This is a genomic window from Candidatus Albibeggiatoa sp. nov. BB20, assembly GCA_016744725.1.
GTDB lineage: Bacteria > Pseudomonadota > Gammaproteobacteria > Beggiatoales > Beggiatoaceae > Albibeggiatoa.
This window is the reverse complement of record JADGDW010000092.1, coordinates 1-18,478: the sequence shown is the minus strand read 5'-3', so window position 1 is coordinate 18,478 and position 18,478 is coordinate 1. Positions and strand designations below refer to the sequence as shown.

Genomic DNA, 18,478 nt, shown 5'->3' with positions numbered 1-18,478 from the left:
AAGTAACAGTGTCACCCTCGGCTAAGGATTCTTTTATTTGAGTAACGACTGCGTCTACCGCTTGGCTTGCGTCTTTTTTAGATATTTCAGCAGAATTTGCGACTGCGTCAATCAACTGGGCTTTGTTCATTGTTCCCCCATTTTGTCATCAAGAATAGTGGACTAAAAAATTGTGGTACCCCTGAAAACATGCACGGCCTGTGCCATTAATCACTAAAAACCAGCAGAACCCGCATCACATCAACGATTGTAGCACATTTAATGAGTTTGAATTCCAGTTTGGAGGTGTCCCCCTACTTCTTTTTTAACGGCTTGTAAATTATCAGCGGTTTTTTCCAATGGCATTGGCATCCGTTGTAGGGCAATGTGTAGCACTTCTTCTATCCATTTAACGGGACGTATATTTAAATTTTCCTTAATATTATCAGGAATTTCCTCTAAATCACGTTCATTCTCGCTTGGAATCAATACCGTTTGAATCCCACCGCGTAATGCCGCTAGAAGCTTCTCTTTTAAACCACCAATTGGAAGCACTTCACCACGCAAAGTAATTTCACCAGTCATTGCCACATCGGCACGCACAGGAATATCAGTAAGTACAGAGACCATTGAGGTGCACATACTAATTCCAGCACTAGGCCCATCTTTCGGTGTTGCACCTTCTGGAACATGAATATGCACATCATAATTTTGATAAAAGTCAGGATCAATACCTAAACTATTTGCTCGACCACGTACCACACTCATTGCGGCTTGAATTGATTCCTGCATTACATCACCGAGTTGTCCCGTGTAGGTGAGTTTACCTTTACCGGGCATTACCGTCGCTTCAATAGTGAGTAAATCACCGCCAACTTCTGTCCAAGCTAAGCCTGTGACTAAACCCACACGATCACTTTCCTCCGCACGACCATAACGATGACGTTGTACACCAAGATAATCATTGATATTTTTTTCATCAACAGTGATTTTATCCGCTACTTTTTCTAATAAAATACGTTTCACTACCTTGCGGCAAATCTTGGCAATCTCACGCTCTAAACCACGCACACCTGCTTCACGTGTATAAAAACGGATAATAGAACGAATGGCACTTTTTTGAAGATCAATCTCGTTCTCTTTCAAACCATTGTTTTTAATTTGTTTCGGTACGAGATAATCCATAGCAATATTGATTTTTTCATCTTCGGTATAACCCGATAAATGAATCACTTCCATACGGTCAAGTAGTGCACTTGGGATATTTAAGGTATTGGCTGTCGCAACAAACATGACTTCAGACAAATCATAATCCACTTCTAAATAGTGGTCGTTGAAGGTATGATTTTGTTCTGGGTCAAGCACTTCTAATAAAGCAGAGGAGGGATCACCACGGAAATCAGTTGACATCTTATCTACTTCATCAAGTAAAAATAATGGATTTTTGACTTTGACTTTAGATAAGTTTTGGATAATTTTTCCAGGTAATGAACCAATATAAGTACGGCGATGGCCACGAATTTCAGCTTCATCACGTACACCACCCAATGACATGCGCGAAAACTTGCGGTTAGTGGCTCTGGCAATGGATTGACCCAAGGAAGTTTTACCCACCCCTGGAGGTCCTACAAGGCATAAAACAGGCCCTTTGAGCTTTTTCACTCGTTGTTGTACCGCTAAATATTCTAAAATCCGTTCTTTGACTTTTTCTAAACCATAATGATCTTCTGCTAGCACTAGCTCTGCTTTGGGGAGGCTGCGGCTTATTTTGGTGCGTTTTTTCCATGGCACATCCACCATCACATCAATATAATTCCGCACAACAGTTGCTTCAGATGACATTGGCGGCATCATTTTAAGTTTGTTCAGCTCAGAAACTGCTTTGTCTTTGGCTTCAACAGGCATTCCAGCCTCTTCAATTTTCTTCGCTAGGTCTTCGATTTCATTAGGCACTTCATCCAAATCACCTAATTCTTTTTGAATCGCTTTCATTTGCTCATTCAGGTAGTATTCACGCTGGCTGCGTTCCATCTGACCTTTAACACGTTTGCGAATCCGTTTTTCAACTTGTAATAAGTCAATTTCAGCTTCCATCAATGCCATTAGCTTTTCTAAACGTTGACGAACGTCCATGATTTCTAAAATCTTTTGCTTTTCATCCAGCTTAATGGCCATGTGTGCCGCAATGGTATCAGCTAAACGCCCCGGCTCATCAATAGTAGATAGCGAATTTAAAATTTCAGGTGGGACTTTTTTATTGAGCTTGATGTATTGGTCAAAACGAGAGGTGACGGTACGTGAAAGCACCTCAACTTCTTGGTCGTCATCGATTTCAGATTCAATCGGTGTGGCTTGAACTGAAAACTCATCTTCTAAAATATTGACTACTTTGGCACGTTGACCACCTTCTACTAACACTTTAATCGTGCCATCAGGTAGTTTGAGTAGTTGTAGAATATTAGCGATTGTTCCAATTTCATATAAATCTTTGACTGAAGGTTCATCTTCGGTGGTATTTTTTTGTGCAATGAGTAAAACTTTTTTATTCTCAGTCATTGCATCTTCTAACGCACGGATCGATTTTTCACGGCCAACAAATAAAGGAATGACCATGTGGGGATAAACGACGACATCGCGTAGTGGTAAAACGGGTAATATCATTGATTCATCAGACGATTTGTCTTTATTTGACATAGCAGAACTCTCTTCAAACAAAATAGCATCCAATTAGGGCAGGCCGTTCAGATTTTGTAGCTGTTGAGACATGAAAAACATCGTTAGGAGTGTAAATCCTTATTCTATTCATTTAGATATTTCTATGGCCGCTTGTTGGATGGGGTCTCTATGTAACAGCATAACAAGTCAGGGCGTGGTTTAAAAGAGGATAAGGTGATTATCCTCTGGCTTGATGTATCATCACCAAACGCCATCAAACTGAATTATGGATTTGTAATGGTGTTAATAAGTGGGATTTTCAAGGTTTTTAGATATAGTCACTGTCAATTAACTATTTTAAATTCAGAACTTAACTTGAATCATTTTACTTAAGTTTTGTGTCTCAACAGCTAACACCTTTGTGACCTACTTCGACTGTAGACAATTTATGAAGATAAAAAATCTATAGCCTAGTTACTAAAAAGGGCTAGAAATTTCTCTCCAGCCCTTAAAAATACTTAATCGTTGGTACTGCCGTTTTTTTCAGTATTATCATATAAAATCAACGGAGGGATATTTGAGTCAATCACAGTTTCATCAACCACTACTTTAGAAACAGCATCCATTGAAGGTAAATCATACATGGTGTCTAATAACGCTGACTCCATAATCGAACGCAAACCCCGTGCGCCTGTATTACGTTTCATCGCCTTTCTGGCAATTGCACGTAAGGCTTCTTCACGAAATTCTAGCTCAGTACCTTCCATTGAGAATAATTCACCATATTGCTTAACTAAGGCATTGCGAGGCTCAGTTAAAATTTGTACTAACTGGTCTTCGTCTAACTCTTCCAAAGTTGCTGCAATAGGTAAGCGTCCAACAAATTCAGGAATTAAGCCGTATTTAACTAAATCTTCTGGTTCAATGGTTTTTAATAAATCACCTGTACCACGCTGATCGTCTTTCGCTTTAACATCCGCGGAGAAACCAATACCTGATTTTTCAGTACGTGCACGGATAACTTTATCTAAGCCAGCAAACGCACCACCACAAATAAATAAAATGCTGGAAGTATCAACTTGTAGGAATTCTTGCTGTGGATGTTTACGGCCGCCTTGAGGGGGAACTGAGGCAATTGTGCCTTCAATTAATTTCAATAAGGCTTGCTGTACGCCTTCACCTGACACATCACGTGTGATCGAAGGGTTGTCTGACTTACGGGAAATTTTATCAATTTCATCAATGTAGACGATGCCTGTTTGGGCTTTTTCTACATCATAATCACATTTTTGTAGTAGTTTTTGAATGATGTTTTCAACGTCTTCACCAACATAACCCGCTTCAGTCAAGGTTGTTGCGTCAGCCATCGTAAACGGTACATTGAGTAAGTTCGCTAATGTTTCCGCTAATAACGTTTTACCACTGCCTGTAGGGCCAATGAGTAATACGTTGCTTTTAGAAATATCTACTTCACTTTTCCTGTCATGGGTTTCCATGCGTTTATAGTGATTGTAGACCGCAACTGACAATACTTTCTTCGCGTAGTTTTGCCCAATGACGTAGTCATCTAAACGGGTTTTAACTTCGTGAGGGGTTGGCAAGCTACGATTTTGACCTGTACCTGTATCATCATCCACTTCTTCACGGATGATTTCATTGCACAGCTCAACACATTCATCACAAATAAATACCGAAGGCCCTGCAATCAACTTACGTACTTCATGCTGACTTTTGCCGCAAAACGAACAATATAATAAACGTTCGTCGCCTCCTGATTTACTTTGTTTATCACTCATAACAACCCCTTAACTAGCCTCACTTTTTACTAGCACTGTCCTCAGCATCTTGCGTATTTAACGCCTGACGTGTAGTGAGAACTGCATCAATGAGACCGTAATCTAATGCTTCGTTCGCAGACATGAAGTTATCGCGCTCAGTATCTTTTTGAATCGTATCAATAGGCTTTTTAGTATGCTCTGATAGGATAATATTGAGGCGTTCACGCACTTTCAAAATTTCTTTGGCGTGAATATCGATATCTGTTGCTTGACCTTGATAGCCACCTAATGGTTGGTGAATCATCATACGTGAATGCGGTAAGCAATAACGTTTGTTTTCAGCACCGCCCGTCAATAATAATGCGCCCATACTTGCAGCCTGACCAATACATAAAGTGCTGACATCAGGTTTAATAAATTGCATCGTATCGTAAATGGCTAAGCCTGCACTGACTGAGCCACCTGGAGAATTAATATAGAGATGAATATCTTTTTCTGGATTTTCAGATTCTAAGAAGAGCAACTGAGCCACGACCAAATTAGCCATGTAATCCTCAACCTGCCCTACTAAGAAAATGACTCGCTCTTTTAGTAAGCGAGAATAAATATCGTAAGCTCTTTCACCTCTGGCCGACTGTTCCACAACCATGGGAACAAGGCCAGATGCAACAATTTCAGGTGTAAGATGTGCTGTCATGCAGAAGTCCTATTGTGCTGGATTCATTACCGTTTCAAAAGTAGACTCTACTTCTGAGATGTCGGCTTTTTCTAGCAACCAATCAACGACTTGCTCTTCTAAGACCATGGATTCAACATCAGCTAAACGTTTGGCATCTGAATAATACCAATCAATTACAGCTTCAGGGTCTTCGTAAGCGGATGCAATACGTTCTAACATTTCACGTACTTTATCTGCATCTGGTTGCATATCGTTTTGGCGCACCAACTCACCCATTAATAAACCAAGCTTAACACGTTTTTCTGCTTGCTCATTAAAGTGACTTGGATCAATCTGTCCTGCTTCATGCCCTTGCGATTGCATTTCACGCTGGAAATTTTCAGCCATGCGTTGTGCTTCGCTATTAATTAAGTTTTCAGGCACGTCACTTGGATTCGCTTCTAATAATGCATCTAAAGTTTGTTGTTTTGCTTTAGTTTTTAGCGTATAGCTTAATTCACGAGACATGTTTTCACTAACGTCTTGACGTAAACTATCCACTTCGCCACTTTCAACACCTAATGCTTTTGCAAACTCTTCATTTATTTCAGGAAGATGACCTTGCTCAACTACATTAATATGGATTGAAAAATGCGCTTCTTTACCTTGTAATTCTGGAATAGCATCATATTCATCTGGATATTTCAGGTCGGTTTCTACCGTTCCATCTGCTTTAGCACCTGTAACAGCGGCTTCAAAGCCTTCGATGATAATGCCTGAACTACCTAAAATAAATTGAAAGCCATTTAAACCTGCTTCATCTACTTCATTACCGTCAACGCTAACCGTTGCATCTATTGTTACCCGACAGCCTTCTGCTGCACCTTCCTCTACTGCTTCCCAAACTCGACGTTGCTCACGTAGTTTTTCAATCATACTGTCTACGTCGCTGTCTTGTACTTTGGCGACTTGTTTTTCAACAGTCAAACCTTCTACAACAATTTCAGAGAAACTAGGAATTACTTCAAACTCAGCCGTGTATGACAGACCTTCGTCTAGATTTTGGATATCGCTATCTAAATCAATTTGCGGATCACCAGCAAGCTGTAAGCTTTCTTGTTCTACAGCTTCATAAAAGCTTTGTTGCACCACCTCACCAACCACTTCTTGTTTAATTTGGTCGCCGAAACGTTGCTCAACTACTCTTAAGGGGACTTTACCAGGACGAAAACCGTTTAATTTAGTTGTACGCGCTAATTTTTTAAGACGAGTTTTAACTTCTTCTTGTATACGTTCCTTTGGTATCCCTACCGTCATCCGACGCGCTAACGCACTCGTTTCTTCAATTGAAACTTGCATACTAATTCTAACCTCTTGCCTCTTGTCACATCACGCGATAGATTGAAAGTGGTGCGAAAGGAGAGACTCGAACTCTCACGCCTTGCGGCACTGGAACCTAAATCCAGCGCGTCTACCAATTCCGCCACTTTCGCACTGTGGGTATGTAGATAAAATAGATATTTAAAGACTTTTGTGGTGAGTTGCAGAATTAAAACTAATCACTCTGCATACCTAACCGAGATAGACTCAATTAGCCATTAAAAGGCCGATTCTACACCAACTAATTAAATTGCGCAAGAGTTTTGAAAGTTTAGATATTTTTCTATCAATATAGTAGATTTTAAAATCAGTATCTCAAGTAAAATTAGGCAAGCATCACGCCGTGTGCAACTAATTATTCTGATATGGGAAAATGTTATTTTTTCTAACTTTTGAGAAAAGTGAGCATGCCCGAAGAAGAATTTATCATTGTTGTATTCTGTTTGGTTGAAGATATTATAAAGGCTTTGGAATTACCAGCGCTAAGACGACGAGGATTTCCTCCTGAACTAAGTGACAGTGAGGTTATAATGATGGAAATTGTCGGCGAATTTCTTGGACAACATAAAGACAAAGGTATTTAGAGCTATTTTTCTAAGCATTGGCGTAGTTTGTTTCCTAAAATTCTATGTCGGACAACATTCACCCGTCAGGCAGCGTGTTGTGGCATGTTAAACAAGCGATTCAAGCTGTTTTAGCACGTCGTTTAGGCGCATATGATGATGACATTCATATCGCAGATGGATTTCCACTACCCGTATGCGCTTTTCGTAGAGCACCATATGCCAAGCTTTTCAAACAGCATGTGTGGAATACGGTCATTGTGCCTCAAAAGGGCAAACTTACTTTGGTTTTCAAGGTTTAATTTCCATCAGCTTTGACGATGTTATCAGTGGATTCACTATAACACCTGCGAACATAGACGAACGTGATGTGCTATGGGAGGTTGTTGAACACCTTGAAGGTCTGCTTCTTGGAGACAGAGGTTTTGTACGCCCCATTCTCAAAGAAGATTTAGCTAAAGTCGGCATTGAATTAAAAACGCCGTTGCGGAAAAACATGACTGATGATCGCCCTAAATCTTTTGTAAAACACTTGATGAGCAAGCGTCGCCTTATGGAAACTGTCATTGGGCAACTAGCTGAGCGTTTTGAGATCGAGAAAACAAAAGCCCGTGATTTATAGCACTTGACCAACCGTATTACTCGGAAAATACTCGCACACACTGTTGACATCTTTATCAACAAAATGCTCGGTAATCCTCCGTTACAGCTTGCTCTTTTGGATCACTTATAAAAAAGTTGCACACGACGTAAATTAATAGTTTTTATGTTTTAGGGGTTGCCTCTCCTTTACAAGCTATACCAAATACGGCCTCATCATCCAAACGCAATGCGGTTAATGCACCACCCCATAAGCAGGCCGTATCCAATGCAAATACACCATTACCCGCATGAAAACCATGAGTCGCCCAATGGCCAAAAACAATTTTCAAATCCCGACTTTTACGATGTTCATGCAAATACCAAGGTAAAAAACCATCATTGCCATGAGTTTGCATTTCCATACCAGGTGAACCCTTACGTTTTAAATCCAACTTGCCTTTTGCAGTACAATAACGCATTCGAGTAAAACAATTACTAATAAAACGGATACGTTCCCAACCGTCTAATTTGCTAGACCATTTTTTGGGGTTTTTCCCATAAAGATGTTGCATAAAATCAAAAAATTGACTGTCATCTTTCAATAGCACTTCTAACTCACTCGCACATTGTTTGGCCAATTCAAAATCCCATTGTGGCGGCAAACCCGCGTGAATCATTGTGAACCCCAACGCTTTATCATGATGTAAAAAAGGCTGCTGGCGTAGCCATTCAATTAATTCATTACGGTCATAGGCTTTGAGTATCGGTTCTAATGTATCTGATTTATTTAAATAATCTTCATTTCCTGCGGCTACTGCCAATAAATGCAAGTCATGATTACCCAGTACAACAACTGCTTTGTCACCTAATTTTTTTAAAAAACGCAATACTTCCAAAGAACCTGAACCACGGTTTACCAAGTCGCCTGCACACCATAAGCTATCTTTTTCTGAATCAAATTCAATATGTTCTAAAAGTTGCTGTAATTCTTTAAAACAACCTTGAATATCGCCAATTGCGTAAGTTGCCATTCTGTAAACCTTCTAAATGAGTTATCAAATTAAAAACTGTCTATTTTGGCTTTGTTTATTAAGTTTTGCTTGGAAAGAGATTTCGTTTAAGTATCATAAGCTGGGCTGCATAGGTATTCTTGATTTCATCAACCAAAGCAATGGATGATCTTATATCTCAGTAAATAATATCAAAGAGTATACCTTCCAAAAAAGTCATTTTTAAACACTCTGCATGAAAATCGTAATAAATTGAACCCAGATACAAAATATTGCATAAGTGAATTTCATGTTTTTCACTGAATATAATCCAAGCATATTAGATTATCTAAGAGTTGAAGCTCAAATACGGTTTAGTGTTTTTTGTGATGGTAATATTGTAAGACAGGAAGTTCAATTATTAACAGAAAATCAGTTAAATATACTAAAAATACAATATATTATCCAAGTAAGCTTAATCTGACATTTCCAATAAATGCGGAAAATTCAGATTTTTTAGAAGCTGTTCTTTTTCAACTCGATAAGGATTGCTGCATATAATCTAAAACCTGCTCAATCAAATTAGCTTGCAAACTATCAAACCACACCACATCTTGCTCATTACGCAACCATGTTAATTGCCGCTTAGCCAATTGACGAGTGGCCACAATCCCTTTATATACCATTGTATCGTAATCCCATTCACCAGCTAAATGCAGCCAAACTTGTCGATACCCAACTGCACGCAATGCAGGCAAGTCCAAATGCAAATCACCACGTTGATATAGCTTTTCTACTTCATGAATGAAACCCTGCTTTAACATGAGATGAAAACGTTGCTCAATACGTTCATGCAAAATATGCCGTTGTTCAGGCGCAATAACCAACTTTATCACATCAAATGGTAAACGCTGCTTTTTGGCTTGAGCACATAATGCCGTCATGCTGTTGCCCGTAATTCGATACACTTCTAATGCACGCTGAATTCGTTGTGGGTCATTTGGATGAATCCGTTGTGCGGAACTTGGATCAACTTCAGCCAATTGCTGGTGCATTTTCGTCCAACCAATCGTTTGTGCCTCAGCTTCTAATTGCTGTCGAATTTCAGTATTAGCCGCAGGCAAATCAGACAAACCCTGCTCCAAACCACGAAAATAGAGGCCTGTACCACCAACCAATAATGGTATTTTACCTTGTTGCTGAATGTCCGCTATTTCACGTAAAGCATCCTGACGAAAGTTAGCTGCTGAATAAGATTCACTGGGATCACAAATATTAATCAAACGATGTGGGGCAACTGCTAACAATTCGGCATCAGGCTTAGCTGTACCAATATCCATATCACGATAGACCAATGCGGAATCCACACTGATAATTTCGCAATTCAATTGTTTGACTAAGGCCATTGCTAAATCCGTTTTACCCGCTGCAGTTGGCCCCATTAAAAAGATACAAGTTTGTGTGCTCACGATGCTTATACGACTTTGTTGCGTAAATAGACGGGTAATGCGTATTCCGCACTCACCACTTGTTGCTGCTCAAACATATTGACAGCTAACGGTAAAATAGCCTGAGCTTGAGGATATAAATCAGCTTGATAATGTTGAATCTGCGGTAAGGTTTGGGTTAAATTTGCTTCATAAGCCTCCCAACCACTGCCCGCGCCAAACCAAATTTGGCTATCAGTTAGAATATTTACTTGTGATGCTGGGCTAACCTGTTCTTCCGTTTGTAATTGCATCAATCCATTTTGTAATTGATAACAGCCCCAATACACTTCATTCATTCGTGCATCAATACAGGCTAAGATATTGGGTTGGTCAGTTTGTTGATAAGCAGTTTGTGCCAAAGCGGCTAATGAGGAAATTGGTGCAACGGGAATGTCAGCGGCAAATGCGATACCTTGCACCACACCACAAGCAATACGCAATCCAGTAAAACTGCCAGGACCACGGCCAAATGCAACAGTATCTAATTGAGAGGGGATTAAATCGGCCTGTTTTAATAGTTCATCAGCCATTGCTAAAATTAAATCAGCATGTTGACGGGGTGCGATTTTGGAACGATATTGAATATCACCATCAATCCATAAGGCACAGGAACAAGCTCCGGTGGAAGTATCTAATGCGAGTAGTTTCATTGTATCAATGACGTGGCTTTGCTATTGAACCATTGTGCAAGTTCATCTTAAAAATAGCAACAACGAATCGAATAATATAGATTTTCAGGAGAATACAAAATGCAAAAACATTCTAGAAAGGAGCAATGGCTCCCCGAGACGGGCTCGAACCGCCGACCCAGTGATTAACAGTCACTTGCTCTACCAGCTGAGCTATCGGGGAATTGCGTAAAGAAGTTGCGCATTATAGTCATGTAATTTTAAACTGTCAATATTTTTTTACACTTTTTACAATATAACATTTTGAACCGTTTTTACTGAACGCCATACCCTAGGTTTTCATGAAATAATAGTTTGAATTTCTTTTTAAGTATTTGTTTTTCAATTGATTTAGAATATATGGGTTAAAATGTCACATATTTCATGCTTCAATAACCATAAAATTTATAAGTGATTAATTGATTCAAGACGTTTAGGTGTGCCCACATCGACCCAAGTACCTGAAAAAGACTCACCTGTGACTTGCTGCATACTCATGGCTTTAATCAACAATGGTGCGAGTCCAAATATAGCCTCATTAATAGGCAAGCAAAAAAATTCTGGATGATACACCCCAATCCCACTAAAAGTCAGTTTTGGCTCTAATTCTCGGCTGACAATCCCCTTTTGCAAATGAAAGTCACCTGTAGGATGGTGTTCAGGATTCGGTACTAAAACCAAATGAGCTAATGTTTTTAGAGGTTTGTTCAAAGTCTGAAATGGAAAATTTGTCCATACATCACTATTGACGACTAAAAACGGTTCTGAACCTAATAAAGGCAAAGCATTCACAATACCGCCTGCTGTACCTAAAATACGCGGTTCTGCTGAGTACACAATTGTTGCACCATACGCCGAGCCATCACCCAGCTTTTGTACAATCTGCTCTCCTAAATAAGCATGATTAATCACAATATCGCTAAAGCCTGCTGCGACTAATTTATTTAGTTGATGCTCAATTAAACTTTTTCCTGCAATGGGTAACAGTGGTTTAGGCATAGTATCGGTCAAGGGACGCATTCGTTCACCACGTCCAGCGGCTAATAACATTACTTTCATGATTGATTACTTTTTGGGAGGAAGACTAGCGATTTTACTAAACAGATAATCACTAGCCTTATTCAATACTTAAAGAAGAAATTAATCTTGCTTATTATTGGTAATCATCGCATAAGCAGAATGATTATGAATAGATTCAAAGTTCTCAGATTCAATCACATAGGATGCGACACGCTCATCTGAATTTAATTTAGCAGCAACGTCTCGTACCATATCTTCAACGAATTTAGGGTTTTCATAGGCATGTTCTGTCACATGTTTTTCGTCAGGACGTTTTAATAAGCCATATAATTGTGAAGAGGCTTGTGATTCAACCATGTCAATTAAATCTTCAATCCATAAGAAACCATTGGTTTTCGCATTAACCGTTACATGGGAACGTTGATTATGTGCGCCATAGCGTGAAATTTCTTTTGAACAAGGGCATAAGCTGGTAACAGGCACTACCACTTTGACTGAAATATCAGGTGATTCCTCCTCGGTGACTTCACCGATAAACGTCACTTCATAATCCAATAAACTTTTGACTTCTGACTTCGGCGCTGTTTTGCGCACAAAATAAGTAAATGTCATTTCAATATGACCAGATTGGGCTTCAAGCCGTTTAATCATCTCCTTAAGCATGGTTTTAAATGATTGCACGGTAATTTCATATTCATGCTCATTTAATATTTCCACAAAACGGGACATGTGAGTGCCTTTAAAATTATGCGGCAAATTCACATACATATTAAAATTAGCAATTGTATATTGTTCACGCCCAGAACGGTCGCTAACACATACGGGATGTTTAATGTCTTTAATACCCACTTTATCAATGGCGATATGACGAGTATCTATACTGCTTTGTATGTCTGGTATGGCCGAAGCATCTTGACTCATAATTAACTCCTCATTATTTCATGCAATAATACATGAATAAAAATTATCCCTGTAGTGAAAGCAACCGTCCTTGGCAGCCCTAAGTAAGCATCAAAAAGGGACTGTCCGATTTTTTAAAATATCACAAATTATGATCTAATTTAGATATAAATCGGCAAATAATTGAATAATGCTTACGAAATTAAACCAAATTCCCTGTGGGCTTATTTTCACCAATTTACAGAGTCTGATATTAATGTATGTACGATAGCGCAAAAAGCCAGCCTTAAATCACTATGCGATCACAACATTATCAGTTGCAATGAATCTAAACGCTGTTGTACTGATTGAATCATACCCGCAGCATCTAAACCATATTGTTTAAGTAACATATCTGGAGAACCATGCTCAATAAAGTGATCGGGCAAACCAAGATGCAATACCGATTTTGTACTTGCACTTGAGTGTAAATATTCACTCACACCACTGCCTGCACCACCTGCAATCACGCCTTCTTCAATCGTAACTAATAGATCATGAGTTTGGATAAGCTGTTGAATTAAATCTGTATCTAATGGCTTAACAAAACGCATATTGACCACGGTAGCATCAAGTTGTTCGCCTGCATCCATTGCAACATGAAGCAGTGTACCAAATGCAAGTAAAGCGACTTTTTGACCTTGGCGACACAGTTCTGCTTTACCTGTTGGCAAAGGATTTAATTCTTCGTCAATTTCGATACCAAGACCACAGCCGCGTGGATAGCGAATTGCACTTGCGCCACCATCATACATAAAACCAGTGGTGAGCATTTGTCTGCATTCATTCTCGTCACAAGGTGTCATAATCATAATATTAGGAATACAGCGCATATAAGCCAAATCGAACGCACCAATATGCGTAGGTCCGTCAGCGCCGACAATGCCAGAACGGTCAATCGCAAACACAATGGGTAATTTTTGCAAAGCCACATCATGCACTAATTGGTCATAACCACGTTGCAAGAAGGTAGAATAAATCGCCACCACAGGTTTTAAACCTTCACAAGCCATACCCGCAGCCAAAGTTACTGCATGTTGTTCAGCAATACCAACATCAACATAACGTTCGGGAAATTGTTCAGAAAAAGTAACTAAGCCTGAGCCTTCACGCATTGCAGGTGTGATGCCCACTAATCGTTTATCCTGTTCAGCCATATCACACAACCACTGCCCAAAAACTTGAGTATAGGTTTGAGCTGCTACAATCTTAGGCTTCATTTTACCTGTGGTTTTATCGAATGCCGATACGCCGTGATAGGTGCACGGATTTTCCTCAGCAACTGTAAAGCCTTTGCCTTTTGTCGTAACCACATGTAGAAATTGAGGGCCTTTTAAATCACGCATATTACGCAAAGTGTTCAATAAAACGGGCAAATCATGTCCATCAATAGGCCCAATATAATTAAAGCCTAATTCTTCAAATAACATACCCGGTGCAACCATGCCTTTAACATGTTCTTCTGTACGTTTTGCAAATTCACGCACAGGTGGGACATGACTTAATACAGATTTGCTGCCTTCACGTACTGATTTATATAATTTACTGGTCAGAATTTTCGCGAAATAGTTGGATAAACCGCCAACATTAGGTGAAATAGACATGTCATTGTCATTTAAAATCACTAATAAGTTAACATCCTCCAATGAACCTGAGTGATTTAAGGCCTCAAAAGCCATACCTGCTGTCATCGCGCCATCGCCAATAATAGCAACCGCATTACGCTCAATACCCTGTTGCTTGGCAGCCATTGCCATACCTAAAGCAGCACTAATTGAGGTGCTAGAATGACCCACACCAAACGTGTCATATTCACTCTCTGCCCGTTTTGGAAAGCCTGAAAGACCCGAATGCTGCCGTAATGAGTGCATTTCTTCACGTCGGCCTGTCAGGATTTTATGTGGATAACATTGGTGTCCAACATCCCAGACTAAGCGGTCATGAGGCGTATTAAAGATATAATGTAAAGCCACAGTAAGCTCAACAATGCCTAAGTTTGAAGCAAGATGTCCACCTGTTTGGCTGAGAGAATCAAGCAAAAAATGACGTAGTTCTTCGGCCAGTTCTGGAAGTTCTGATTCTGCTAGTTCTTTGAGTTGTTCAGGTGTGTTAATTGTTGTTAAGAGGGGGAATGTAGGTTTCATTTACACTTTACACGTCCGCAGGATTAATAAATGCTTCAGTCTATCATAAATTAAACCTTATAGTAGAGCTGTTTAGGTTTTCTCACCACTCATCAATTTTAGCGTTAATGGATATGTGAAACTGATGCTTAATCTAATGATTCATGAACTCAAAAATACAAATAATATTGCCAGTCTATCAGGCATTTTTTTATATCAAGAAAATTAAGACTAGAGACAGCAACTTGATTGAGTAAACAAAACCATTAAATAAAGATAAAAATAGTTTGTGCGACGCATGTCGTCATGACAATATGAAAAATGCTAGGTACAATAACTTACAGAGTTCAGCCGTGAGATAAATTAAAATGATGCGTTACTTTTTAACCTTCTGGGTATTATGCTTATTTTCAAGCAGCGTATTTGCTCAGACCAGCATAGAGAAAGCAAATCAAGCCTTTGAACAAGGGAAATATACTGATGCGATTGAACAATGGCAACACGTTCTGGAACAGCAAACCAAAGCTGAACAAATTCAAATCCTCAGCAAAATTGCAACCGCTTATCAAAAAATAGGGATGCACCATGAAGTATTCCAAGCTTTGCAACAAGCCTATCAATTAGCAGAAAAAATTGAAGATAAAGTATTACAAGTCAATTTAGTCATACAGCTTAGTGATGCGTGGTTGACGATTGGTGATGCAGCCGAAGCATTAAAACTCGTCAAAATCAGTGAAAAAGTGGCGCGTGAGTTAAAAAATCCACAATTACTGGCAAAAGTGCTGAATAATTCAGGCAATGTGTATGCGGTTTATGAATCTTACTTTGATGCGATCGACTTATATAATGAAGCATTGGAATTACTTAAAACAGCCCATAATCCACAGTTAGAAACAAAAATCTTGCTCAACCAAATTAAGGCGATGATGTATGTCAGTTCTACTGAAGATGTATTGCACGTTTTAGATAAAACTTGGGCAGCGTTACAAAATTCAGAACCAAATCAACGCAAATTCCATAATTTAATTGCGGTTGCAATGCACGCACGCGGGTTTGGTAATGAACCCGAATTAAGCCTAAAACAACTTACTCAAGTTTTAGATATTAGTGCGAAAGCGTTTAAACAAGCCGTTCAATTGGCAAATACGCTGAAACAAATACGTTTACAATCGATTGCTTATGGGCGTTTTGCTCAGTTATATGTCGATCAAGGACAATTAGCCGCCGCACAGCAATTAAACCGTCAAGCTCTATTCTTTGCTAAACAAGAAGCGATGCCTGATCTTTTATATTTATGGCAATGGCAGCAGGGTGTGTTGTTGGATTTAGATGATAAGTTAGACCAAGCAATTGCAGCCTATCGCCGTGCAACGGAGACACTTCAACCGATTCAATATAATTTAGATGTTGGCTTACGCACCAATACCACAACATTCAATGAATTAGTGAGACCTGTTTACTATGAATTAGCAGGATTATTTTTGAAAAAAGCTGAACGTGCCGACACCGAGCAGAAAAAACAAGAATTATTATTTAAAGCACGGGATATTGTTGAAAATTTAAAAGTGGCTGAATTACAAAATTATTTCCAAGAAGAATGTGTTGCGAATTTAAAAGACCGTACCCGCAGCATTGATGAAGTGATGGAAAATACCGCGATTTTATACCCCATTTCATTGGCTGACCACTTATCTTTGTTGGTGAGTACTGAAGGCAAAATTCATTTAATTAATGTTGATGTTGCCAAACAAGATGTTGATGCAGAAGCATTGAATTTACGTATTTTGTTACAAACCCGTCCAAATAATCGTTTTTTATATCCAGCGCAAAAATTATATGATTGGTTGATTCGTCCTATTGAAGGTATTTTAGAGCAATATACGATTGATACCTTGGTTGTTGTGCCTGATGGACGTTTACGCATGATTCCATTGACCACCTTACATGATGGCGAAAAATTCTTAATTGAAAAAGTCGCAATGGCTATCACTCCGGGTTTAAATTTAGTTGATCCACATTCAATTGATTGGAAAAACAGTGAGGTACTCCTAGTCGGTTTATCTGATGCGGTGCAAGATTATCCGCCATTGCCTAGTGTTGTTAAAGAATTGAATACGATTAAGGAAATTACAGGATCAGATAGTTTAATTATCAATGAAGACTATTCAATTGAAAGCTTCCGTTCTGCATTGGAAAGTAGAGAATATTCAGTGATTCATTTAGCAACCCATGGTGAGTTTAGTTCTGATCCTGAACATACTTATTTGCTGACTTATGACGGTAAATTGACCATGAATAAATTGCAATCTGTAATTGGTTTAGGCAAATTTAGAGACAAACCCGTTGAATTGTTAACATTAAGTGCTTGTCGTACAGCCGTCGGTGATGAAAAAGCAGCCTTAGGTTTAGCAGGTGTGGCGGTTAAAGCAGGTGCAAGAAGTGCAATTGCAACCTTATGGTTTGTAGATGATGAGGCGACCGCATTAGCTGTGATGAATTTCTATCGATTGCTCAATACCGAACCGGGTTTAACTAAAGCAAAAGCATTGCAACGTGTACAAAAAGAACTCATCAGTCAAGATCGCTACTGGCATCCATCTTATTGGGGGCCTTTCTTGTTAATTGGTAATTGGCTTTAAATGCTTTTATAACTTGGATATATCCATGCTGGTTATTTAGGCTTATAGAATTTCTAAAAATTGTCTAAATAACCCAAATTGTGACATGGCTTAATGGATGATAAAATAAGTATTTGCTTATAAACTGGGGTGTGGGAAGTGATGCAACATATCGCTACACCGTTGATATAGTCAATTCTATCTTAAGTGCGAGGACTGCCAGTCCTGTATCGCTTTAAAATAAAATGACTATAGATGAAGTTGTGAGTTCAACTGTTCTGACACTTATCATTATCCCAGTACGTTATCTGATAAGTTTGAAGTTTAGAAAAGTATAAGAAGGGCTACCCCTTTTATACAACGAAGTTATCGTAAATATATTTAATCTCATCCTCACCAATAGGATAGTTGAACTCTAGATTTAAAATCTCTTTTAGTTTTTCTAAACTATCTATTGGTATTTGTTCCTCTTTATCTTTATAGATTTTAAAGTAGTCATTGTTTCTTAGTGATTTAATCATATCTTTTGAGATAGTTGATAAAACTATATTATTTACAAAAATAGCATTTTTATGTTTATGTGAATAGAAATGACCCATCTCAAAATCAACTTCAAAACATGGTGAGAGATCAAATTTGTATAAAGTGTAAAACCCATCTTTTAAAACTATTTGTAAAGAGTATGTTTGGTCTTCATATTGATGGATATGATAACTTTTTCCAACATGACTAAAAGTGGTTTCCCCACCAAATTTTATAGGTACTATTGGAGAAAAGTAGCCAAATCCTACATCTATAAGGTATCGGCCTCCTTCATAATCTAATACTGTAAATCTATGAGTTTTTGGTGTTTGCACATTTTGATTGTTTACTACTCTTGCTAAAAAAGGTGTTACTTTAAATTCAAAGTTTTTTAATAGTTCATAAAAAAGTTTATTATGCTCAAAACAATATCCACCTCTCTCTTTTACCACTAATTTATTATAAATATCTTCAATCTCTAAGGATAGATTATCCTTTAAAACTACAGGTATAC

The 18,478-nt window shown here is 38.7% G+C and carries 13 protein-coding genes, 2 tRNA genes and 1 pseudogene; 2 read left to right on the top strand and 14 right to left on the bottom strand.

Going from position 1 to position 18,478, the window contains the following annotated elements; translation table 11 throughout:
- From ABXH34_RS11230 to ABXH34_RS11205, 6 genes are all read right to left on the bottom strand, one after another.
- Positions 1–130, bottom strand: a 130-nt coding sequence (locus ABXH34_RS11230) for an HU family DNA-binding protein (RefSeq protein ID WP_353571976.1), incomplete at its 3' end; no start/stop codon positions are given.
- Positions 131–258: 128 nt separating this feature from the next.
- Positions 259–2,673 carry an endopeptidase La gene (gene lon / locus ABXH34_RS11225; RefSeq protein ID WP_353571975.1) on the bottom strand — a complete coding sequence of 805 codons (2,415 nt, stop codon included), beginning with the start codon at positions 2,671–2,673 and terminating at the stop codon, positions 259–261.
- Between the two features lie 479 nt (positions 2,674–3,152).
- Positions 3,153–4,430, bottom strand: coding sequence for an ATP-dependent Clp protease ATP-binding subunit ClpX (clpX, locus tag ABXH34_RS11220; protein ID WP_353571974.1), 1,278 nt, complete (start codon positions 4,428–4,430; stop codon positions 3,153–3,155).
- 19 nt (positions 4,431–4,449) lie between these two features.
- On the bottom strand, positions 4,450–5,109 hold the full coding sequence (clpP, locus tag ABXH34_RS11215; RefSeq protein ID WP_353571973.1) for an ATP-dependent Clp endopeptidase proteolytic subunit ClpP: 660 nt from the start codon (positions 5,107–5,109) through the stop codon (positions 4,450–4,452).
- Positions 5,110–5,118: 9 nt separating this feature from the next.
- Positions 5,119–6,429 carry a trigger factor gene (gene tig, locus ABXH34_RS11210; RefSeq protein ID WP_353571972.1) on the bottom strand — a complete coding sequence of 437 codons (1,311 nt, stop codon included), beginning with the start codon at positions 6,427–6,429 and terminating at the stop codon, positions 5,119–5,121.
- Between the two features lie 49 nt (positions 6,430–6,478).
- Positions 6,479–6,563 (bottom strand) — tRNA-Leu (locus ABXH34_RS11205).
- A gap of 294 nt (positions 6,564–6,857) precedes the next feature.
- Between ABXH34_RS11205 and ABXH34_RS11200 the strand changes: the two are divergent.
- A pseudogene (locus tag ABXH34_RS11200) lies at positions 6,858–7,746 on the top strand (IS982 family transposase).
- 31 nt (positions 7,747–7,777) lie between these two features.
- Here the strand turns inward: ABXH34_RS11200 and ABXH34_RS11195 are convergent.
- The 7 genes from ABXH34_RS11195 to dxs all read right to left on the bottom strand — a co-directional run bounded on the left by ABXH34_RS11195 (position 7,778) and on the right by dxs (position 14,845).
- Positions 7,778–8,626, bottom strand: a complete 849-nt coding sequence (locus tag ABXH34_RS11195; RefSeq protein ID WP_353571971.1) for a symmetrical bis(5'-nucleosyl)-tetraphosphatase — start codon at positions 8,624–8,626, stop codon at positions 7,778–7,780.
- Between the two features lie 491 nt (positions 8,627–9,117).
- Complete coding sequence (miaA, locus tag ABXH34_RS11190; RefSeq protein ID WP_353571970.1) at positions 9,118–10,053, bottom strand: tRNA (adenosine(37)-N6)-dimethylallyltransferase MiaA; 936 nt, start codon at positions 10,051–10,053, stop codon at positions 9,118–9,120.
- Between the two features lie 5 nt (positions 10,054–10,058).
- Entirely contained in the window at positions 10,059–10,724 is a 666-nt protein-coding gene (gene tsaB / locus ABXH34_RS11185) for a tRNA (adenosine(37)-N6)-threonylcarbamoyltransferase complex dimerization subunit type 1 TsaB (protein ID WP_353571969.1), read from the bottom strand.
- A 126-nt stretch (positions 10,725–10,850) separates the two neighbouring features.
- Positions 10,851–10,926, bottom strand: a tRNA-Asn gene (locus tag ABXH34_RS11180).
- Between the two features lie 221 nt (positions 10,927–11,147).
- Complete coding sequence (gene murU / locus ABXH34_RS11175) at positions 11,148–11,801, bottom strand: N-acetylmuramate alpha-1-phosphate uridylyltransferase MurU (RefSeq protein ID WP_353571968.1); 654 nt, start codon at positions 11,799–11,801, stop codon at positions 11,148–11,150.
- A gap of 81 nt (positions 11,802–11,882) precedes the next feature.
- A complete protein-coding gene (gene folE2 / locus ABXH34_RS11170; RefSeq protein WP_353571967.1) occupies positions 11,883–12,683 on the bottom strand; it encodes a GTP cyclohydrolase FolE2 in 801 nt (266 codons plus the stop codon).
- 281 nt (positions 12,684–12,964) lie between these two features.
- Positions 12,965–14,845, bottom strand: coding sequence for a 1-deoxy-D-xylulose-5-phosphate synthase (gene dxs / locus ABXH34_RS11165; RefSeq protein WP_353571966.1), 1,881 nt, complete (start codon positions 14,843–14,845; stop codon positions 12,965–12,967).
- 347 nt (positions 14,846–15,192) lie between these two features.
- Here dxs and ABXH34_RS11160 point away from each other — a divergent pair, with 347 nt between their 5' ends.
- A complete protein-coding gene (locus tag ABXH34_RS11160) occupies positions 15,193–17,463 on the top strand; it encodes a CHAT domain-containing protein (protein WP_353571965.1) in 2,271 nt (756 codons plus the stop codon).
- Positions 17,464–17,795: 332 nt separating this feature from the next.
- On the opposite strand, the gene ABXH34_RS11155 is transcribed toward ABXH34_RS11160, so the two are convergent.
- The coding region (locus tag ABXH34_RS11155; protein WP_353571964.1) for an arylamine N-acetyltransferase family protein at positions 17,796–18,478 on the bottom strand (683 nt) is incomplete at its 5' end.

What these genes read in the sequence shown, in the direction of transcription:
- lon (WP_353571975.1), bottom strand. Translation starts at nt 2,673, where the DNA reads ATGTCAAATAAAGACAAATCGTCTGATGAATCAATGATATTACCCGTT.
- clpX (WP_353571974.1), bottom strand. Translation starts at nt 4,430, where the DNA reads ATGAGTGATAAACAAAGTAAATCAGGAGGCGACGAACGTTTATTATAT.
- clpP (WP_353571973.1), bottom strand. Translation starts at nt 5,109, where the DNA reads ATGACAGCACATCTTACACCTGAAATTGTTGCATCTGGCCTTGTTCCC.
- tig (WP_353571972.1), bottom strand. Translation starts at nt 6,429, where the DNA reads ATGCAAGTTTCAATTGAAGAAACGAGTGCGTTAGCGCGTCGGATGACG.
- ABXH34_RS11195 (WP_353571971.1), bottom strand. Translation starts at nt 8,626, where the DNA reads ATGGCAACTTACGCAATTGGCGATATTCAAGGTTGTTTTAAAGAATTA.
- tsaB (WP_353571969.1), bottom strand. Translation starts at nt 10,724, where the DNA reads ATGAAACTACTCGCATTAGATACTTCCACCGGAGCTTGTTCCTGTGCC.
- murU (WP_353571968.1), bottom strand. Translation starts at nt 11,801, where the DNA reads ATGAAAGTAATGTTATTAGCCGCTGGACGTGGTGAACGAATGCGTCCC.
- folE2 (WP_353571967.1), bottom strand. Translation starts at nt 12,683, where the DNA reads ATGAGTCAAGATGCTTCGGCCATACCAGACATACAAAGCAGTATAGAT.
- dxs (WP_353571966.1), bottom strand. Translation starts at nt 14,845, where the DNA reads ATGAAACCTACATTCCCCCTCTTAACAACAATTAACACACCTGAACAA.
- ABXH34_RS11160 (WP_353571965.1), top strand. Translation starts at nt 15,193, where the DNA reads ATGATGCGTTACTTTTTAACCTTCTGGGTATTATGCTTATTTTCAAGC.